The organism is Synechococcus sp. MIT S9509, assembly GCF_047303035.1.
Lineage (GTDB): Bacteria > Cyanobacteriota > Cyanobacteriia > PCC-6307 > Cyanobiaceae > Synechococcus_C.
Window position 1 is genome coordinate 1 of sequence record NZ_CP138940.1, and the last position, 18740, is coordinate 18740.

The window sequence follows — 18740 nt, forward strand, 5'->3', positions numbered from 1 at the left end:
GAGATGCGACCAGTTGCGTATTGGGGCAATAGTGAGCTATGTTTTTGGACTGCGCGGCAGGCGGAAGCCTGGAGCGCAGCTTCTGAACATGAAGAGCGCGAGCTTGTAATGTTTGGGGGTGCTTACGAGGCCGGGAGGGAGAGATCCCACGGTGTTGTAAGTTTCACAAGCGGTCGCGAGGCCGCACCGCCAACCGCTCCTGAGAGGGAACGCGTCGGCAGAACCTGGACAATCGAAAAGTTTAGGAACTGACGCTTTCATCGCGTCGAGTTTTGATTACTGAGCTGCAAAGTTGAGTAATTGAGCTTGATGATAATGCGATGTAAGTGTGAGGTCCCGTCAACAATTTTAGTTGCAAGGAAGCAACGTGCTTACAGAGTTGAAAGTTTTCACGAGCTTTTGAATTTGTCGGTGTGCATGTTGTGGAGCAACAACCGGATCTGAGATCCTGGAAAGTCACGAAGGAGAGATTCTTAGTGCACTCTTATGAACCCTTCTGTCAGAGGAAGGTGGTTTTTACTGCAACCAGTGCGCCAGTGCTGAGTGAGCGGGAAAAGCAAATCAGGTTGAGGAAATGAAAATTTTCGAGAGGACTTGATCTACAACGGAGAGTTTGATCCTGGCTCAGGATGAACGCTGGCGGCGTGCTTAACACATGCAAGTCGAACGAACCTTCGGGTTAGTGGCGGACGGGTGAGTAACGCGTGGGAATCTGCCCTCAGGAGGGGGATAACGGCTGGAAACGGCCGCTAATACCCCATATGCCGAGAGGTGAAACGAATTTCGCCTGAGGATGAGCCCGCGTCTGATTAGCTAGTTGGTGAGGTAAGAGCTCACCAAGGCATCGATCAGTAGCTGGTCTGAGAGGATGATCAGCCACACTGGGACTGAGACACGGCCCAGACTCCTACGGGAGGCAGCAGTGGGGAATTTTCCGCAATGGGCGAAAGCCTGACGGAGCAACGCCGCGTGAGGGATGAAGGCCTCTGGGCTGTAAACCTCTTTTCTCAAGGAAGAAGATCTGACGGTACTTGAGGAATAAGCCACGGCTAATTCCGTGCCAGCAGCCGCGGTAATACGGGAGTGGCAAGCGTTATCCGGAATTATTGGGCGTAAAGCGTCCGCAGGCGGCCTTTCAAGTCTGCTGTTAAAACGTGGAGCTTAACTCCATCATGGCAGTGGAAACTGTTGGGCTTGAGTGTGGTAGGGGCAGAGGGAATTCCCGGTGTAGCGGTGAAATGCGTAGATATCGGGAAGAACACCAGTGGCGAAGGCGCTCTGCTGGGCCATAACTGACGCTCATGGACGAAAGCCAGGGGAGCGAAAGGGATTAGATACCCCTGTAGTCCTGGCCGTAAACGATGAACACTAGGTGTCGGGGGAATCGACCCCCTCGGTGTCGTAGCCAACGCGTTAAGTGTTCCGCCTGGGGAGTACGCACGCAAGTGTGAAACTCAAAGGAATTGACGGGGGCCCGCACAAGCGGTGGAGTATGTGGTTTAATTCGATGCAACGCGAAGAACCTTACCAGGGTTTGACATCCTGCGAATCTCTTGGAAACGAGAGAGTGCCCTCGGGAACGCAGTGACAGGTGGTGCATGGCTGTCGTCAGCTCGTGTCGTGAGATGTTGGGTTAAGTCCCGCAACGAGCGCAACCCACGTCTTTAGTTGCCAGCATTTAGTTGGGCACTCTAGAGAGACCGCCGGTGATAAACCGGAGGAAGGTGTGGATGACGTCAAGTCATCATGCCCCTTACATCCTGGGCTACACACGTACTACAATGCTACGGACAAAGAGCAGCAAGTTCGCGAGGACAAGCAAATCTCATAAACCGTGGCTCAGTTCAGATCGTAGGCTGCAACTCGCCTACGTGAAGGAGGAATCGCTAGTAATCGCAGGTCAGCATACTGCGGTGAATACGTTCCCGGGCCTTGTACACACCGCCCGTCACACCATGGAAGTTGGCCACGCCCGAAGCCGTTACTCCAACCCTTGTGGAGGAGGACGTCGAAGGTGGGGCTGATGACTGGGGTGAAGTCGTAACAAGGTAGCCGTACCGGAAGGTGCGGCTGGATCACCTCCTAACAGGGAGACAAACATTGATTTTGATGTCTGAGTACTTAATTCTTAGGCCGAAATCCTGTCACCTTAGGTCGATCGGTACCTCAATTTTGAAATCAAGAATGCATAGCGATATGAATTGCTTGATGGAGATTTTCAGTTCCTAAACTTTGTCTAGGTCACATCCCACAAGGGTTGAGTCTTCCTGGGCCATTAGCTCAGGTGGTTAGAGCGCACCCCTGATAAGGGTGAGGTCCCTGGTTCAAGTCCAGGATGGCCCATTCGGTGTTGGGGGTTTAGCTCAGTTGGTAGAGCGCCTGCTTTGCAAGCAGGATGTCAGGAGTTCGAGTCTCCTAACCTCCACTGATCGAACTCAATCTCCATCGTCTGAAAGATGGAAGGTGAACTCGAGGAGATGTGATTTAGATGTGTCCGCTGGCATGACCCCAGCTTCCTGTCATTCCGAAATGACGTGATTTATCACGATGTTTTGGTTGATAAGATGCTGGGCTCGAACTGATTGATCAGTTTGATGTCTAGCAGAACCTTGACAACTGCATAGGAAAAAGTCTGTAAGAATAAAGCATCTCTCATGGATGCATCATTCTTTTTTAGGATGATGTCAATTCTTGAGCAAGAGCCGAGACTCCATGACGTTCTTCTGATTGTGTCGAGCAATCAGGAGTTTGATGAATAATTCAGTCATGAATCATTCAGAATCTGTTTCAACAACAGCAAGCGTTTTGGAGATGAATGGTCAAGCTACAAAGAGCTCACGGCGGATACCTTGGCACACAGAGGCGATGAAGGACGTGGTTACCTGCGATAAGTCTCGGGGAGCTGGAAACACGCTTTGATCCGGGAATTTCCGAATGGGGCAACCCTTAGAACGGCCAGCTGAATCCATAGGCTGGCACGAGCCAACCCAGCGAACTGAAACATCTTAGTAGCTGGAGGAAAGGAAAGTAAAAACGACTCCCTGAGTAGCGGCGAGCGAACGGGGAAGAGCCTAAACCGATGGTTTCGACCATCGGGGTTGTGGGACAGCAATGTGGAAAAGGGATGTTAGTGGAAGTGTTTGAAAGACACGCCAAAGAGGGTGAAAGCCCCGTACACGAAAACTGAACTGACCTAGCTGTATCCCGAGTAGCACGGAGCACGTGAAATTCCGTGTGAATCCGCGAGGACCACCTCGTAAGGCTAAGTACTACTGTGTGACCGATAGCGAAACAGTACCGCGAGGGAAAGGTGAAAAGAACCCCGGGAGGGGAGTGAAATAGAACATGAAACCGTGAGCTTACAAGCAATGGGAGCCCGACTTATCGGGTGACCGTGTGCCTGTTGAAGAATGAGCCGGCGACTTATAGGCACTGGCGGGTTAAACCGGAAATGGTGGAGCCACAGCGAAAGCGAGTCTGAATAGGGCGTTTGTCAGTGTTTATAGACCCGAACCCGGGTGATCTAACCATGGCCAGGATGAAGCTTGGGTGATACCAAGTGGAGGTCCCAACCAACTGACGTTGAAAAGTCACTGGATGAGCTGTGGTTAGCGGTGAAATGCCAATCGAACCCGGAGCTAGCTGGTTCTCCCCGAAATACGTTGAGGCGTAGCGTCTCGTGCTCCAGCAGGGGGGTAAAGCCACCATTTCGGTGCGGGCTGCGAGAGCGGTACCAAATCGAGATGAACTCTGAATACCCTGTGTGTAGCGAGGCAGTCAGACTGTGGGGGATAAGCTCCATGGTCGAGAGGGAAACAGCCCAGACCGCCAGCTAAGGTCCCCAAATCAACGCTAAGTGATAAAGGAGGTGGGATTGCCCAGACAACCAGGAGGTTTGCCTAGAAGCAGCCATCCTCAAAGGAGTGCGTAATAGCTCACTGGTCGAGCGATCCTGCGCCGAAAATGAACGGGGCTAAGCGTTGTACCGAAGCTGCGGATTTATGGTAGGGGAGCGTTCTATGTGGGGCGAAGCGTTAGCGTGAGCGGGCGTGGACTGCATAGAAGTGAGAATGTCGGCTTGAGTAGCGAAAACATGGGTGAGAATCCCATGCACCGAAACCCTAAGGGTTCCTCCGGCAGGCTCGTCCGCGGAGGGTTAGTCTGGTCCTAAGGTCAGGCCGAAAGGCGTAGTCGATGGATAACAGGTCAACATTCCTGTACCGGTTATGTTTTGGGAAGAGGGACGGAGAAGGCTAGCCGAGCCAGACGTTGGTTACTGGTTCAAGCGTTCGAGGCTATGAGGAGCGGCGAAAACGCTCCGAGCTGAGGCGTGAGTACGAGCTGCTACGGCAGCGAAGTCGGTGATGTCATGCTTCCAAGAAAAGCTCTATACCCGTTAAGGCATAACTGCCAGTACCCGAAACCGACACAGGTGGGGTGGTAGAGAATACCGAGGTGCGCGAGGTAACTCTCTCTAAGGAACTCGGCAAATTAGCCCCGTAACTTCGGGAGAAGGGGTGCCACCGCAAGGTGGTCGCAGTGAAAAGGCCCTGGCGACTGTTTACCAAAAACACAGGTCTCCGCTAAGTCGCAAGACGATGTATGGGGGCTGACGCCTGCCCAGTGCCGGAAGGTTAAGGAAGCCGGTCAGCGTAAGCGAAGCTGGCGACTGAAGCCCCGGTGAACGGCGGCCGTAACTATAACGGTCCTAAGGTAGCGAAATTCCTTGTCGGGTAAGTTCCGACCCGCACGAAAGGCGTAACGATCAGGGCGCTGTCTCGGAGAGAGGCTCGGCGAAATAGAATTGTCTGTGAAGATGCGGACTACATACACCCGGACAGAAAGACCCTATGAAGCTTTACTGTAGCTTGGTATTGTGCCCGGGCTCTGAATGCGCAGGATAGGTGGGAGACGTTGATCTAGTGCTTGTGGGTACTAGGGAGTCAATGGTGAGATACCACTCTTTCAGAGCTAGGGTTCTAACGTTCACCCGTTATCCGGGGAGCGGACAGTATCAGGTGGGCAGTTTGACTGGGGCGGTCGCCTCCTAAAAGGTAACGGAGGCGCACAAAGGTTTCCTCAGGCTGGTTGGAAATCAGCTGACGAGTGCAAAAGCAGAAGGAAGCTTGACTGTGAGACCTACAAGTCGAACAGGGACGAAAGTCGGTTTTAGTGATCCGACGGTTCTGAGTGGAAGGGCCGTCGCTCAACGGATAAAAGTTACTCTAGGGATAACAGGCTGATCTCCCCCAAGAGTTCACATCGACGGGGAGGTTTGGCACCTCGATGTCGGCTCATCGCAACCTGGGGCTGAAGTCGGTCCCAAGGGTTGGGCTGTTCGCCCATTAAAGCGGTACGCGAGCTGGGTTCAGAACGTCGTGAGACAGTTCGGTCCATATCCGGTGTATGCGTAGGAATATTGAGAGGATTTCTCCCTAGTACGAGAGGACCGGGAGGAACGCACCTCTGGTGTACCAGTTATCGTGCCAACGGTAAACGCTGGGTAGCCATGTGCGGAGTGGATAACCGCTGAAAGCATCTAAGTGGGAAGCCCACCTCAAGATGAGTATTCCCATGGGGTAACCCAGTAAGGTCACGGGAAGAACACCCGTTGATAGGCTCTACGTGGAAGTCCAGTAATGGATGCAGCGGAGGAGTACTAATAGACCGAGGGCTTGACCATGATTTGGTTCTTGCCTGAGGCGACGTTTTATTCAAAACAGATGCATCATTGATGATGAAAATCATTGGTGATGTCCTATGCAGTTCTCAGGGTTCAACCTTGGGAATGTTTTCTATCCTGGTGTCCATAGCGTTGTGGAACCACTCCGATCCATCTCGAACTCGGTTGTGAAACGCAGCAGCGGCGACGATATTTGGGGGGTAGCCCCCTGAGAAAATAGCTCGATGCCAGGTAAAACATTCCAATCACATCAGTGATACGAAGAAAGCCACCCAGGAGAGGGTGGCTTTTTTTGTACCCTGACGCGCTAATACTGATCCAAAGTTGAGTTCAGCTTTGTTGATTTTCCGATGCGTTGATGCTGTCGAGGTCAACATCAGACAGTCGCTGGATCAGGATGTGATTTCCTGCATTTTGGTGTGGATTTCCTTCGCGCAGGCAGAACGCAGTGCTCATGCCTGATTGCCTTGCTGCATCGCATTCACCTGGATGATCGCTGACAAACAGAACCTGATCAACAGGTAATCCGAGTTTTTCAGCAATGGTCTCATAACTTTGCTGAACAAGTTTCGGTCCTGTGCGTGTATCAAACCAATAGGAAAAAAGATCTGTGAGATCTCCCTCGCTGGTATGGCGGTAGAGAAGTTTCTGGGCCTGAATACTGCCGGATGAGTACACCGCGAGGATGAGTCCGTTGTGTTTCCAGAGATCCAACTGAGGATGTACATCCTCGAATAAGGATGATTTCAGTTCTCCTGATGCATAGCCTTGCTTCCAGATGATTCCCTGTAATTCCTTGAGGGCTGGTGACTTTTTGTCTGATTGAATCAGATGCTGAAGATAGTCTCCAACTTCACTTGTTGATGGGGGAGTGTGTGTCGTCTGCTCCAGCATGATCTGGCTGGTGGGATCGGGGTCACTGATCCATTCGGAGATGCTTTCAATCACCAAGCTGTCAATCTCCGCATCGATTGATCGCTGCTTGAGCGCCTCACTGAGATTCTTCTGAGCAAATGGAAACAGTGTGTGGCTGACAAAGTCGATCGGACAGGTCGTTCCTTCGATGTCCAGCACGATGGCCTGAATCACTTTTGACGCCCCAGTAATGATTGTCTCCAGGTGAGTTCCAAGAGGAATTCAAGGATCTCGGTATGGCGACGCGCTTCTTTCAGATCGTTGCCCCATGCGTAAAGACCATGGCCTGAGACCAACAATCCATGGGGGGCTTCGGGTAACCGCAGGGCTGCCGATTCACTCAAGGCCTGGAGATCCTGGTTGTTGGCAATCACGGGAACTCTCACACTCACTTCGTGGGTTGTGACTCCTTTGAGGCCCTTCAACATCTCCCAGCCCTCCAGAGTCACGCTGCCTCGATCCAGTTCCGTTCTCGACAGCAAAGTCCCTGACAGGGAGTGGGTGTGGAGAACGGCCCCTGCGTGGCAACAGTGAATGATGCGCAGATGCAGCAGGGTTTCTGCACTTGGCTTGCCCACTCCCCGGGTGACATCGCCGCTGCCGTTGACTTCGATCAGGTCTTCAGGCCGAACTGAGCCCTTGTCGACACCACTGGGGGCCATCAGCAGTCGCAGAGGCTGATGTGCGACCACAACACTGAAATTGCCTCCGGTGCCATCGCACCAACCGCGGCGGTGAAGCACTTTCATCGTGGCTGAGAGCTCTTCAGCAGCCTGAATCAACGGTTTCGCGCCTCCTCTGTTCCCTGCTTCTCCTTCCTATCGCATCCGAAATTCAGGATTGGCAGACGGGGCACCAATGGGTGCTGCGACCGGCAAGCTTGATCCGCTCAATGGCAGTGCCGCAGTGCAGACACGGTTGACCGGTACGCCGATAGACCGCAGCCTGTCCTCCGTAATTGCCATTGACACCCTCAAGGTCGCGGAAATCACTGAACGTTGTGCCGCCGACGCCGATGCTGATTTCCAACACGTGCACCAGGCTGTCGCGGACCCGCTCAAGTTGTTTGTGGTTGAGCCTGCCTGCGGGCGTTTGGGGAGCAATCCCTGCCGCAAAAAGGCTCTCATCGGCATAGATATTGCCTGCCCCTGCCACAAGAGACTGGTCGAGCAAGGCTGCCTTGATCGACCGTGTTGATCCTTTCAGCTTCTCTCTCAGGTAAGCGGCGTTGAAGTCTTCGCTGAAGGGTTCCGGTCCTAGACGCTTCAGTCCGGTGATGACGGAGTCGGTGGCGACTCCCTGCGGGACCCACCACATCTCTCCGAAGCTGCGGACGTCAACGAAGCGCAGCTCCTGCTCACTGGCATTCCAGAAGCGGGCCCGTGTGTGTTGACAAGGCTCTGTGGGTTCGTCATGCCACTGGAACTGGCCGGTCATGCGCAGGTGGACCCCCCAGGAACCACTTGGCTTTCCGCTGCTTGGATCCAACAGCTGGGCGATCAGGTATTTTCCGCGTCGTTTCCATCTGCCGACGTTCTGACCTGACACGCCCTGGCAAAAGGCTGCTGAACCTCCAGGACTGGCAACCGCCCTCTCACGGAGGATTGCAGCCTCGTGTATCACAAACGATTGAAGACGGTTCTCGAGCCCTCGGCGAACCGTCTCAACTTCCGGAAGTTCCGGCAAGAGACTCAGGCCGGCTCGAGTTCGTCAAGTGCGAAGTTGTTGGTGTTGATGCCACCGTCCGAACCCTGGATGCCGTTGTAGTTGACCTGTTCGAACCTGACCACAACGGGGTAACGAATGCCTGAGGTGTCGATCGAGGCGACTTTGCCCACATCGTTGAACCAGAAAGACTCAGGGCGCTTGATCCGCACCATGTCTCCGCGGGAAATCGCCATCGCTTCTGAGGAACTGAAAGCCCCTAGACCCTATCTCGGGGTTCTGCCAAGCAGTGCTTTCGCGTCACACAATGTCGCCCTGATCAGCCGTTCACCGCCCCTTCGCCATGCCAGCATCCAGCCTCTGGAATGTTGCCTGCCTTGTTGCCAACGAACATGGAAACTCCAGTTCTGGAACTGGATCTGCCAGATCCTGAGCAGGACGACATCAGCACGATGGAGTTTCTGGCTCGCCTGGAACAGGCCTGGGCTGTTTGCGACAAGTTCGATCTTCAGACCGAGATCTGGCGTGGAAAGATCCTGAAGGCCGTTCGCGATCGCGAAAAGAGAGGAGGAGAGGGACGTGGCGCCGGGTTCCTGCAGTGGCTGAGGGAGCGCGAAATCAGCAAGACCCGTGCTTACGGATTGATCCAGCTTGCGGAGTCGGCACAGGACATGCTGGGTGAAGGCGTGCTCGCGGAGGCCAGCGTCAATCAGTTCTCCAAGCGTGCCTTCATGGAAACCGCTCAGGCGGCACCGGAGGTGCAGATGATGATTTCCGAGGCCGCCAATGAAGGGCAGGAGATCACGCGCAAGCAGGTGCGGCGCCTCTCTGACGAGTTCATGGCCTCCACCAGTCCGCTGCTGCCTGAGGAGATCCGTCAGCGCACCCAGGAGAATCTGTTGCCGCCGAAAGTTGTTGCGCCGCTTGTGCGTGAGCTTGCCAAGCTGCCTGAGCCTCAGCAGGACGATCTGCGCAAGGTGCTGCGGGAGGAGCCTGAGCTCGACCGGATCAAGGATGTGACCCACACCGCCCGCTGGATCACCAAAGCCACGGAATCCAGCGTCGCTGTTCGTGCCTTTCAGCAGGGCGAGCTGGATCTGGAGAAGGCGATGCAGGAAGCGCAGCGGTTGGATGCACTCGGATTGCTGGCTGATGCAGTCGGTCAGGCCCAGTCTCTTGAATCGGCGGTGCTCAAACTGCACACGTCCTGGCGACGACTGGGAGGGTTGCAGGAACGGCTCTGGGTGGAAAGCGGCAGCAGCACCCCGTATCTGCGGGATGTGCTCTCGGCACTGCAGAGCCTCAGCGGTGCAACGCTTCGGGTCTCCTTAGGCGAGCTGGCCGGGGGCAAGCGGGTGAGACTGCAGTTGGTTGAGGAATCACCGGATCAGCTGGATCCTCCTCCGATGCCCTAGATCTAGGGCTCGGTAGGCTGTGCACACCATCTGTGGAGTGCCTTGGACCTGCTGCTGGATGCGCTCAAGCGCCATTACGGCTGGTCCGACTTCCGGCCAGGGCAGCGGCCCGTCGTGGAATGCCTGTTGCAGGGGCAGGACTGCCTTGCGGTTCTGCCAACGGGTGGAGGTAAGTCGCTCTGTTATCAGTTGCCTGCTCTGGTGAGGTCAGGGCTTGTGGTGGTGATTTCTCCACTGGTGGCCCTGATGGAGGATCAGGTCCTGCAGTTGAGACGTCGTGGTATCACGGCAGCCTGTCTTCACGGAGGAATCGAGCTGGCTCAGCGCCGGAAGACGCTCTCTCAGCTCGGCGAAGGATCCTTGCGGCTGCTGTATCTCGCGCCCGAGCGTCTCCAGGGTGAAGCCACCCGATCCGTTCTGCAGGAGCATGCAGCCACGGGACAACTGGTGGCGCTCGCGGTTGATGAGGCCCACTGCATCAGCGCCTGGGGCCACGACTTCCGTCCTGACTATCGCCGGCTGGGTGAGTTGCGAGCACTTTGCCCAGGGGTTCCTCTGGTGGCCCTCAGTGCCACGGCAGCTCCCCGTGTCAGGGCGGATATCCTGCGCCTTCTGCATCTCAGGCGGCCGCTGATTCAGGTGGGATCGGCCCGACGTGACAACCTGCACTACTGCATGCGCCGACGTGTCGGGGATCCTCTGCTGGACGTGGTTGATGCCTTGCAGAAAGCCCGCGGCGCCTGTCTGATTTACGCCCGTACGCGTGTTTCTGTGGAGCGTTGGACCGAGAGGCTCCGGGCCAACGGGATTCAGGCCATCGCTTATCACGCCGGTCTTGAGCCTGACGTTCGTCATCGGGCTCTGGAGCATTTCCTGGGAGCGCAGCATCCTGTGCTGGTGGCCACTGTGGCTTTCGGCATGGGTGTCGACCGAGCTGATGTCGGTCTGGTTCTGCATCTGGACCTGCCCAGTACTCCGGAGGGTTATCTGCAGGAGTCAGGACGTGCGGGGCGTGATGGCAAGCCTGCCCAGTGTCTGGTGTTGTTCTCACCGAGAGATCGAACCAGCCTTGGATGGGCGATGCAGAGCGCTCTGCGCCGCTCATCCGCCAGCGATGCTGTCGAGGAATCACGTCGGATTGAACTGGCACAGCAGCAGTTGCGCCGTATGGAGGCTGTGGCTGAAGGAGAAACCTGCAGAGAACAAGCTCTGTTGCTGTCTGTCGGTGAGCTGGTGCCTCCCTGTGGTCGCTGTGATCGCTGTCTGTCCAGTGGCTCGAGGCAGGACTGGTCAGATGAAGCCAAGGCTGTTCTGGAGTTGCTGGCGGAGGTTCACGGCACGGATGCCCGCAGATTGAGTGAAAGGCTCAACGCCGAGGAGGGTCGTTCGGCGCACTGGGGATGGCTGACGCGGCGGCTGGTCCAGGAGGAGTTGATCCACGAAACCGATGACGGCAGCCAGCGCCTGTACCTGAAGGAGAGCGGCCGGCGCTTTCTGCGTCGACCCTGGCCACTGCATTACGCCGCTTGATCGGATTCAGGCTTCTGCAGTTGCCGCCTTGCAGCGATCCTTGATGAGATCCTTCTCGAATTCAGACTGGGGCGCGATCCAGTTTTTCCACATCCCGTTCGCGCCGGTGGCATTGATCTTCCCAGCGGAGCAGTTCACTGCCACGTAGAGCGACTGTCCATCATTGTTCAGTGTCGGGGCCACCTCGCTACCACCCATCGACTGCCAGTTGCCCCAGTCGACCTGAAGGGGGCCATAGGAGCGCCAGGAAGCAGGTTTCGGCTGGGCACTTGTCTCGGTTGTTGTCTGACTGGCCTTGGCTGTCGTCACGGCTTTGACAACCTTGTCTTTTTCAGCCGCGGGCTTTTCAGCTGCGGAATTCACGGTTGCCGGTTTTGCTGACTTCGGTTTCGATTCCGCTGTTTTGGCCGTTGAAGGCTCGACGCTCTTTGGTTGTGACTTGACCTGAGCAGGCTTCCGTTCTTGAGGCTTGTTTTCGATCAAAGAGGGTTTCTGTTCCGCAGGTGTTGTCGAAGTGGCTGTTGAAGTGGTGCCGGTGCTCTCACTGGAGCGCAGCATCAGTTGGGTTCCGATGTTGACCTTGTCGGGATTCGTTATGGCATTGATGTTGATCAGTGAGGCCATGGGGATGTTGTACGCCATGGCGATCTGGGAAAGGGTCTGGCCTCGTGCCACGGTGTGGGAGATGGCACCCGGCTTGGCCTGAATCGGTACAGGCTTGGCTGTTGCTTTCGGCTTGGCCTGAGCGAGCACCGCGTTGTTTGGCAGCTTCAGGGTCTGACCGATCTCGACGTGATCAGCGCTCGACAGACCGTTCAGTGCCATCAACTGACGTTCACTCACCCGGTATTCCGCTGCAATGCCGCTGAGGGTGTCGCCTGACTGCACTCTGTGGCGACCTTTGCCGGCGGAAACATTCCCAGGCAGCCTCAGGCTCTGGCCCGCCTCCACATGGTCGGAGTTGCTGATGCCGTTGAGCCGCATCAGGCTGTTGAGAGACACGTCGTAGCGAGCCGCAATATCCGAAAGGGTCTCACCTGACTTGACCGTCACGTTGGCGGTTTGACCGGCGAGTGGTGTCAGGGCCATCGCGGCCAGGACGGTCAGGAGAGTGCGGCGCATGCATGTCCGTTGGCTGGGCGAAACATAAGGTGCCTGTCGGCGAGCGCCAGTCCTCTCCCACCTTTGTTGTTGTGTTGGTCAGCTCAACAGACGACGGAATGTTTCCGGCTTCAGGGTGTAGGGCGGGTAGCGCTGAGGCAGATCAAGCCAGAACGGACGCCGAAGCACCGATCGTTCATGGGAAAAGGTTCTGAAACCGGCTTCGCCATGGTGGGCTCCCATTCCGCTGGCGCCCACACCTCCAAAGGGCAGGTCCGGCACGCCGGCCTGCATCACCACGTCGTTGAAACACACGCCACCGGAGCTGGTGGTGCGCAGCAGATGATCCTGGTCGCTGTCGCTGCCGCCGAACAGGTAAAGAGCCAGAGGTTTGTCCTGCTTCTGAATCCGTTGAACAGCCTCATTCAGGTTTGCGATCTCCAGGACAGGTAGCAGCGGTCCGAACAGCTCATCGGCCATCAGCGGGTCTTCATCGTTCTGCACGTCGATCAGGGTTGGAGCAATCCGGCGCCTGACGGGATCGAACTCACCTCCAAGCAGCACGCGGCCATCGCTTTCGGCCTGCTTCAGCAGCGCCTCCAGCCGGCCGTAATGACGGTCATGGATCAGACTTGCGAGCGATTCGGACTCCAGTGGATCGCTGCCATAGAGCTTCAGCCGTTCCTCGGCGATGGCCTGCAGCAGAGACTCGCGCACATCTGGCTGAACCAGAAGATGATCCGGTGCGATGCAGGCCTGACCGGCATTGAATCCTTTCCCCCAGACAAGCCTGCGGGCCGTGACGGAGAGGTCTGCACCAGGCAGCACGATTGCGGGATTCTTGCCGCCGAGCTCCAGTGTCACGGGGGTGAGGTTGGCTGCGGCACCCTCAAGCACCTTGGCTCCAATCGTTCCACCACCGGTGAAGAAGATGTGGTCGAAGCGCTGCCGAACCAGTTGGGCGGCGACGGCACCATCGCCGTTGACCACCTGCACCACATCGTCTGCAAAGTGCTCGGGCACCAGCTGCGCGATCAGCTCTGCTGTTGCAGGGGCATGTTCGGAGGGTTTGATCACAGCGGTGTTGCCGGCCGCCAGGGCGCTCACCAGGGGCCACAACGTGAGACCGAAAGGCAGATTCCAAGGGCCGATCAGCAGCACACATCCGAGGGGCTCCCTGATCACTTCTGCACGACCAGGCCGCTGCATGAGCGGTACACGGATCCGGCGCGGTCGCATCCAGGCACGAAGGCGTCGTTCAGCCAGCTTGAGCTCCTGCAGCAGGGTCACCACCTCGGCCATGCCTTCCAGCCCGGGCTTGGCAAGGTCATGGCGCAGGGCTTCGAGGATCTCAGGCTCGTGCTGGGTCACCAGCTCACGCAGCCTCTGAAGCTGTTCCCGTCGCCATGCCTCAGGTCTGGTGATGCCCTTGAGCACGGGCTGGCGCAGGCGATCCAGGTCGGTGTCGGTGAATGTGGTTGCAGCGTTGGCCAGGACCATGACGGGGATGAGCGTGCTGTCAATGCTGGGCATGCTCGCAGTTTCTTCTGCGGAACGGTCGGCGCGGGGATGACGGTGACCGCGATCGCCTCTACACCGTGATCAGAGGCAACGGCCTGATGAGTCAGCAGCAGCCGTGGTGGAACGGCGCCGTCATCTACCAGTTGATCGTGCGCAGTTACCGCGACGGTAATGGTGACGGGATTGGAGATCTGCAGGGTCTTGCTAGCAGGCTTCCTTATCTGCGCTGGCTGGGCGTGGAAGCGATTTGGCTGACACCGATCTACCCCTCACCGCTGGATGACGGTGGGTATGACATCACCGACTTCAAGGCGATTCATCCGGATCTTGGCGATCTCGCGGCGTTTCATCGTTTTCTCACGGCAGCCCACGCCCAGGGACTCAAAGTGGTGATGGATCTGGTGATGAACCACACCAGCACACTGCACCCCTGGTTCCAGCGCGCCCGCTGGGCACCTCAGGGAAGTCCTGAACGTGAGATCTACGTCTGGAGCGATGACCCCCATCGCTATGCCGATGCCCCGGTGCTCTTCCGCCATTTCGAGTCGTCGAACTGGGAATGGGATGAGGTGGCAGGTCAGTACTTCCTCCACCGTTTTCTGCGTCACCAGCCTGACCTCAACTACGCCAATCCCTTCGTTCAGGAGGCGATGCTCGATGTGGTGGATTTCTGGATTGATCGTGGGGTCGACGGATTCCGCCTCGATGCCGTGCCGTTCCTCTGTGAAGAGGAGGGGTCGCGCTGTGAAGGCCTCCCTGAAACCCACGCTTTTCTCAAACGACTGCGACAGCGGGTGGATTCTCATGGTCGGGATGTGCTGCTGCTGGGGGAAGCGATTCAGCCTGTTGACGAAATCGCTCCCTACCTGCTGAAAGATGAACTCCATGGCGCCTATAACTTTGTCCTCACTGCCCATCTCTTTGCAGCGATCGCCAGCGGCAGAGTTGACAATCTGCGCAGATCTCTGCAGAAAGCTCAGCAGGTCGTCAGTGGCTGTCGCTGGGCGCTCCCCCTGCGCAACCACGACGAGCTGTGGCTGGGTGATGGTCACCTGATTCCGGAGGAGGTGATCCAGACCATCCGTGCCGGTCTTCATCAGGGCCAGGGCCATTGGCTCAACTGGGGTATCAATCGCCGCCTGGCGCCGCTGCTCAACGGCGACCCAGGTTCCAACCGCGTTCTTCACGCTCTGCTTTACAGCCTTCCAGGAATGCCCTGTCTGTATTACGGCGATGAGCTGGGCATGGGCGACTGGCCAGGATTACGGGACCGGGACCCCAACCGCACTCCCATGGCCTGGACGCCTGCGCGCAACGGGGGCTTCTCAACTGCACCTGACCCTCTTCTGGTGTTGCCGCCGATCACTGCTCCTGGTTACGACTACCGCGTGGTGAATGTGGAGGTTCAGAAGCAGCTTCCCGGATCGCTGCTGAACTGGCACCGGCGCATGCTCACCTGCCGGCGACTGTTGCCCGCACTGCGCCATGGTGATTTCGAGTTGCTGAAGTGTCCCCATCCCGGCGTGATCAGCTATGTGCGCTGTGATGGCGGCATGACGGTCCTGGTGGCCGCCAACCTCTCGGCGGCAGGAGCCTCTCTGCATCTCGACCTCAGTCGTTGGAGCGGTGAGCGCACCCGTGAGGTCTTCTGGGGATGTGAATATCCGCCTGCTTCCGAGGACTGGTTCGTTTATCTGCCAGCGCATGGATTCAGTTGGTGGCTGATCGGTGAAGTGGAGGATGTGACCTCTGATTCAGTGGATTCTGAATAGTGAATTCCGAATTGAGAGTTCTGATCGGTACACCTTGATCAGAGTTTCAGTTCCAGAGGGGTGCTGTCATCTTGGCCGCACTGCTCAAGGATTTCAGTCACCACTGGGGCCAGCCGTTGCGCTTCATCGCGGTCGACCATGGCCAGCCGCGTTCGCCTGGCCAGCACGTCGGTGACGCTTTTCGCCTTTTCCATCTGGACGGCATGCCGCAGCTCTCCTCTGCAGACCGGCATCACCGTGCTGAGAGGTTCCCGCTCCTCCTCTGACCAGCTGTTGACCAGGGCTGCCGCATTGAGTCCATGTCCGTTCTCCAGGTGTTCAATCTGTTCCGATTGCCGAGGGGATTTCGGCAACAGCTCCTGGAGCGTTGACCGTTGTGCAATCAGCAGGCGTGGGGTTTGCAGGGGATCGGCGTCGGAACCGATCAGAGGTAGTTCCTTGGCCGGTGGCAGTGACCGTCCAAGTTGCTCAGCAACCGCCGTGAGGGTGTCGACAGCCATTGGGCGGCAGGTGGTCCACTTTCCTCCCATCACACTCACCAGTCCGCTCGGCAGCGTCTCAACCTCATGCTCACGGACGACACGGCTGCTGTTCACATCGGCATCGGCCGGCTTGAGCAGGGGTCTCCCTCCAGCCCAGCAGCTGCCGATGTCAATGCTGTTGAGATCCGGGAACCACCGCTTCACGTAGTCCAGGAGGTAGCTCTGTTCCTGTTCGGATGGAACAGCTGCCTGCGTTTGGCTGCATGGCGTGTCGGTGGTTCCCACCAATGTGCGCCCGAAGAAAGGCAGCATGAACAGCACTCGTCCGTCATCGGTTGAGGGCAGCAGCAGGCCGATGTGTTGCGGACAGAGACGCTGCTTCAAAACCAGATGCACTCCGCGGCTGGTCAGCATGCGCTCCTGACATCCCGGTTCGGCCATTCGCCTCAGTGCATCGGAGTGAATGCCGGTGGCGTTGACCACCACACGGGCTTGCCAACGCTCTCTCTGGCCATCAGCACTTTCGCTGATGGCTCCGCACACTTTTCCGTGGCTGTCTTTTTCCAGTTCCACAACAGGCGTCCGTGTACGCACAACCGCCCCGTGTTGCTCGGCGCTGAGAGCCATCAGCAGGTTCAGCCTGGCATCGTCAAACTGCCCATCGCTGTAGGCAACCCCTCCGCTGACATCGCTGCGGAGATCGGGCAGCGCTTCATGCAGCAGCGATCGAGACAGCAGCCGGCTGCTGCCGATTCCGGAACGACCGGAGAGGGCGTCGTACATGCCCAGACCGAATCGGTAATAAAGCTGGCCGATCAGCCCTTCCGTGGGCAAAGCCAGTTCAAGGCGATGCGCAAGAAACGGGGCCTGTTTCAGCCAGTGACCGCGCTCCAGCAATGCTTCTCGAACCAGGCGAAGCTGAGCGGTGTCGGCGGTCTTGAACGCCAGTTCGAGGTAACGAACACCCCCATGCAGCAGCTTGGTGCTGCGAGAACTTGTTCCCCCACTCAGATCATGGCCCTCGAGCAGGGCCACCTTGAGTCCCCGACTGATGGCCTCATAGGCCACGCAGGCTCCACTGGCTCCGCCGCCGATCACAAGCAGGTCGAAGCAGGTGTCATTCATGCCAGCGAAGGCTCCTTGAGATGGCATCGCTCCACTGCTTAAGCCACTCCTGGCGTTGTTTGGAATCGAGCGAGGGTTCAAAAACGTCCGCTTGATTCCCGCGGAGTGATCTCAGATCCTCCAGGTCGTTGATCAGTCCGGCCTGAACTCCTGCCATCAGTGCGACTCCACGGGCGGTGCTCTGCAGGTAGGCCGGACGTCGCACCCTCAGCCCGGTGCTGTCGGCCTGGGCCTGCAGCAGTGGATCCGAAGCTGCTGCACCACCATCCACCGCCAGCTCCCCGAGCCCCTGGCCGATGGACTGTTCCGCCAGCTGCACGAGGCCGGCCACCGAAAGTGCGATGCCCTCAAGCGCCGCACGGGCGATCTGACCGCGACCGCTGTCGCGGGTCAGGCCGATCAGCAGGCCTCGAGCGGCAGGATCCCAGTGGGGTGTCCCCCAGCCGGTGAAGGCGGGTACAAGCATGACCCCACCTGCATCCGGGACGCTGAGTGCCAGCTGATTGACCTCCTCAGCGGTCTCGATGATTCCCAGTCCGTCCCGCAGCCACTGCACCACCGTGCCGGCGTTGAAGAGGCTGCCCTCCAGGCAGTATGTGGGCTCTCCTCGGTCGTCTGTCCAGCCGAGGGTGCTCAGCAACCCAGCATCACTGCGTTGAATGTTGCTGCCTGTGTTCACCACAAGAAATGCACCAGTGCCATAGGTGCATTTGGCTTCCCCCTGCGCCAAACACAGCTGACCAAGAGTGGCGGCTTGCTGGTCACCCAGCAGAGCATGGATTGGCACGCCTGCGAACGGGAGTCCAGAAGCGATCGCTCCGAAGTCGCCACGGCAGGGCACCAGCTCCGGCAGTGCACTCAGGGGCAGGCCTGACTGTTCACAGAATGCTTCGACCCATTCTCGTTTTTTGAGGTCCATCAGCAGGGTGCGACTCGCATTGCTCATGTCGGAGCAGTGCCTTGTGTGGCCGCTGAGATGCCACAGCAACCAGCTGTCCACCGTGCCGAAGCAGAGATCATCACTGGCGGCAGCGCTGGAGGCGCTCGCCTCATGCTGCATCAGCCAGCTGATCTTGCTGGCACTGAAGTAGGGGTCCAGGAGCAGTCCGGTCCGGGTGCGCCATTCGTGCTCCAGGCCTTCCTCTTTCCACCGCTGACAGATGTCCGTTGTGCGGCCGTCCTGCCAGACAAGGGCAGGTCCGCAGGGCTGCCCGTCGCTGCGTCGCCACAGAACCGTTGTCTCCCTTTGATTGGAAACACCGCAGGCGACAACGGCGCCTCTCTGCTCCGGGCTGATGGATTGGGCCAGGCGCTCCATCGCCAGACGCTGGCTTTCCCAGATCTCGCTGGGGCTCTGTTCCACCCATCCGTCAGCTGGATAGCTGATGGCCAGGGGAGCACTGGCGCTTGCAACGGGGTTGCCACGCGTGTCGAACAGGGCGGCGCGTGAGCTGCTGGTGCCCTGATCCAGTGCAAGAAGGAGGGGCGTTGCTGCCATGGACTGGTCGTTTTTACAGTGCTAGCCGCACTT

General features: G+C 57.7%; 11 protein-coding genes, 2 tRNA genes and 3 rRNA genes. 8 read left to right on the plus strand and 8 right to left on the minus strand.

Going from position 1 to position 18740, the window contains the following annotated elements; all coding sequences use genetic code 11:
* Positions 1 to 601 precede the first annotated feature (601 nt).
* From SIB73_RS00005 to rrf, 5 genes are all read left to right on the plus strand, one after another.
* Positions 602 to 2086: ribosomal RNA gene (locus SIB73_RS00005) — 16S ribosomal RNA — on the plus strand.
* 183 nt (positions 2087 to 2269) lie between these two features.
* A tRNA-Ile gene (locus tag SIB73_RS00010) sits at positions 2270 to 2343 on the plus strand.
* 9 nt (positions 2344 to 2352) lie between these two features.
* Positions 2353 to 2425: transfer RNA gene (locus tag SIB73_RS00015), tRNA-Ala, on the plus strand.
* 392 nt (positions 2426 to 2817) lie between these two features.
* Positions 2818 to 5683 (plus strand): 23S ribosomal RNA (locus SIB73_RS00020).
* Between the two features lie 116 nt (positions 5684 to 5799).
* A 5S ribosomal RNA gene (rrf, locus tag SIB73_RS00025) occupies positions 5800 to 5916 on the plus strand.
* Together the 16S, 23S and 5S rRNA genes with 2 tRNA genes alongside form the textbook arrangement of a ribosomal RNA operon.
* Before the next feature lie 97 nt (positions 5917 to 6013).
* Here the strand turns inward: rrf and mtnC are convergent.
* Genes mtnC through SIB73_RS00045 form a run of 4 tightly spaced genes read right to left on the minus strand, consistent with a single transcriptional unit; the run spans position 6014 to position 8499 of the window.
* Positions 6014 to 6772, minus strand: coding sequence for an acireductone synthase (gene mtnC / locus SIB73_RS00030; RefSeq protein ID WP_413439656.1), 759 nt, complete (start codon positions 6770 to 6772; stop codon positions 6014 to 6016).
* Positions 6769 to 7380, minus strand: coding sequence for a methylthioribulose 1-phosphate dehydratase (gene mtnB, locus SIB73_RS00035; RefSeq protein WP_413403792.1), 612 nt, complete (start codon positions 7378 to 7380; stop codon positions 6769 to 6771). Before mtnB ends, mtnC begins: the two co-directional genes overlap by 4 nt.
* A 52-nt stretch (positions 7381 to 7432) precedes the next feature.
* A complete protein-coding gene (locus SIB73_RS00040; protein WP_413403791.1) occupies positions 7433 to 8284 on the minus strand; it encodes a DNA-formamidopyrimidine glycosylase in 852 nt (283 codons plus the stop codon).
* 5 nt (positions 8285 to 8289) lie between these two features.
* Entirely contained in the window at positions 8290 to 8499 is a 210-nt protein-coding gene (locus SIB73_RS00045; RefSeq protein WP_413403790.1) for a photosystem I reaction center subunit IV, read from the minus strand.
* Positions 8500 to 8655: 156 nt separating this feature from the next.
* Between SIB73_RS00045 and SIB73_RS00050 the strand changes: the two genes are divergently transcribed.
* Both SIB73_RS00050 and SIB73_RS00055 read left to right on the plus strand, forming a co-directional pair.
* Positions 8656 to 9678, plus strand: coding sequence for a hypothetical protein (locus SIB73_RS00050; RefSeq protein ID WP_413403789.1), 1023 nt, complete (start codon positions 8656 to 8658; stop codon positions 9676 to 9678).
* Positions 9679 to 9720: 42 nt separating this feature from the next.
* Positions 9721 to 11208: a RecQ family ATP-dependent DNA helicase gene (locus SIB73_RS00055; RefSeq protein ID WP_413403788.1), complete on the plus strand. Its 1488-nt coding sequence runs from the start codon at positions 9721 to 9723 to the stop codon at positions 11206 to 11208.
* A 6-nt stretch (positions 11209 to 11214) separates the two neighbouring features.
* Here SIB73_RS00055 and SIB73_RS00060 read toward each other — a convergent pair whose 3' ends face one another.
* Both SIB73_RS00060 and SIB73_RS00065 read right to left on the minus strand, forming a co-directional pair.
* Entirely contained in the window at positions 11215 to 12330 is a 1116-nt protein-coding gene (locus SIB73_RS00060) for a LysM peptidoglycan-binding domain-containing protein (protein ID WP_413403787.1), read from the minus strand.
* Between the two features lie 78 nt (positions 12331 to 12408).
* Positions 12409 to 13809: an aldehyde dehydrogenase family protein gene (locus tag SIB73_RS00065; RefSeq protein WP_413406569.1), complete on the minus strand. Its 1401-nt coding sequence runs from the start codon at positions 13807 to 13809 to the stop codon at positions 12409 to 12411.
* 119 nt (positions 13810 to 13928) lie between these two features.
* On the opposite strand from SIB73_RS00065, the gene SIB73_RS00070 reads away from it, so the two are divergent.
* A complete protein-coding gene (locus tag SIB73_RS00070) occupies positions 13929 to 15602 on the plus strand; it encodes an alpha-amylase family protein (protein ID WP_413403786.1) in 1674 nt (557 codons plus the stop codon).
* A gap of 38 nt (positions 15603 to 15640) precedes the next feature.
* On the opposite strand, the gene SIB73_RS00075 is transcribed toward SIB73_RS00070, so the two are convergent.
* A complete protein-coding gene (locus SIB73_RS00075) occupies positions 15641 to 17209 on the minus strand; it encodes an FAD-dependent oxidoreductase (RefSeq protein ID WP_413406567.1) in 1569 nt (522 codons plus the stop codon).
* A complete protein-coding gene (gene glpK / locus SIB73_RS00080; RefSeq protein WP_413403785.1) occupies positions 17202 to 18707 on the minus strand; it encodes a glycerol kinase GlpK in 1506 nt (501 codons plus the stop codon). The genes SIB73_RS00075 and glpK overlap by 8 nt, the downstream gene beginning before the upstream one ends.
* Between the last annotated feature and the right edge of the window lie 33 nt (positions 18708 to 18740).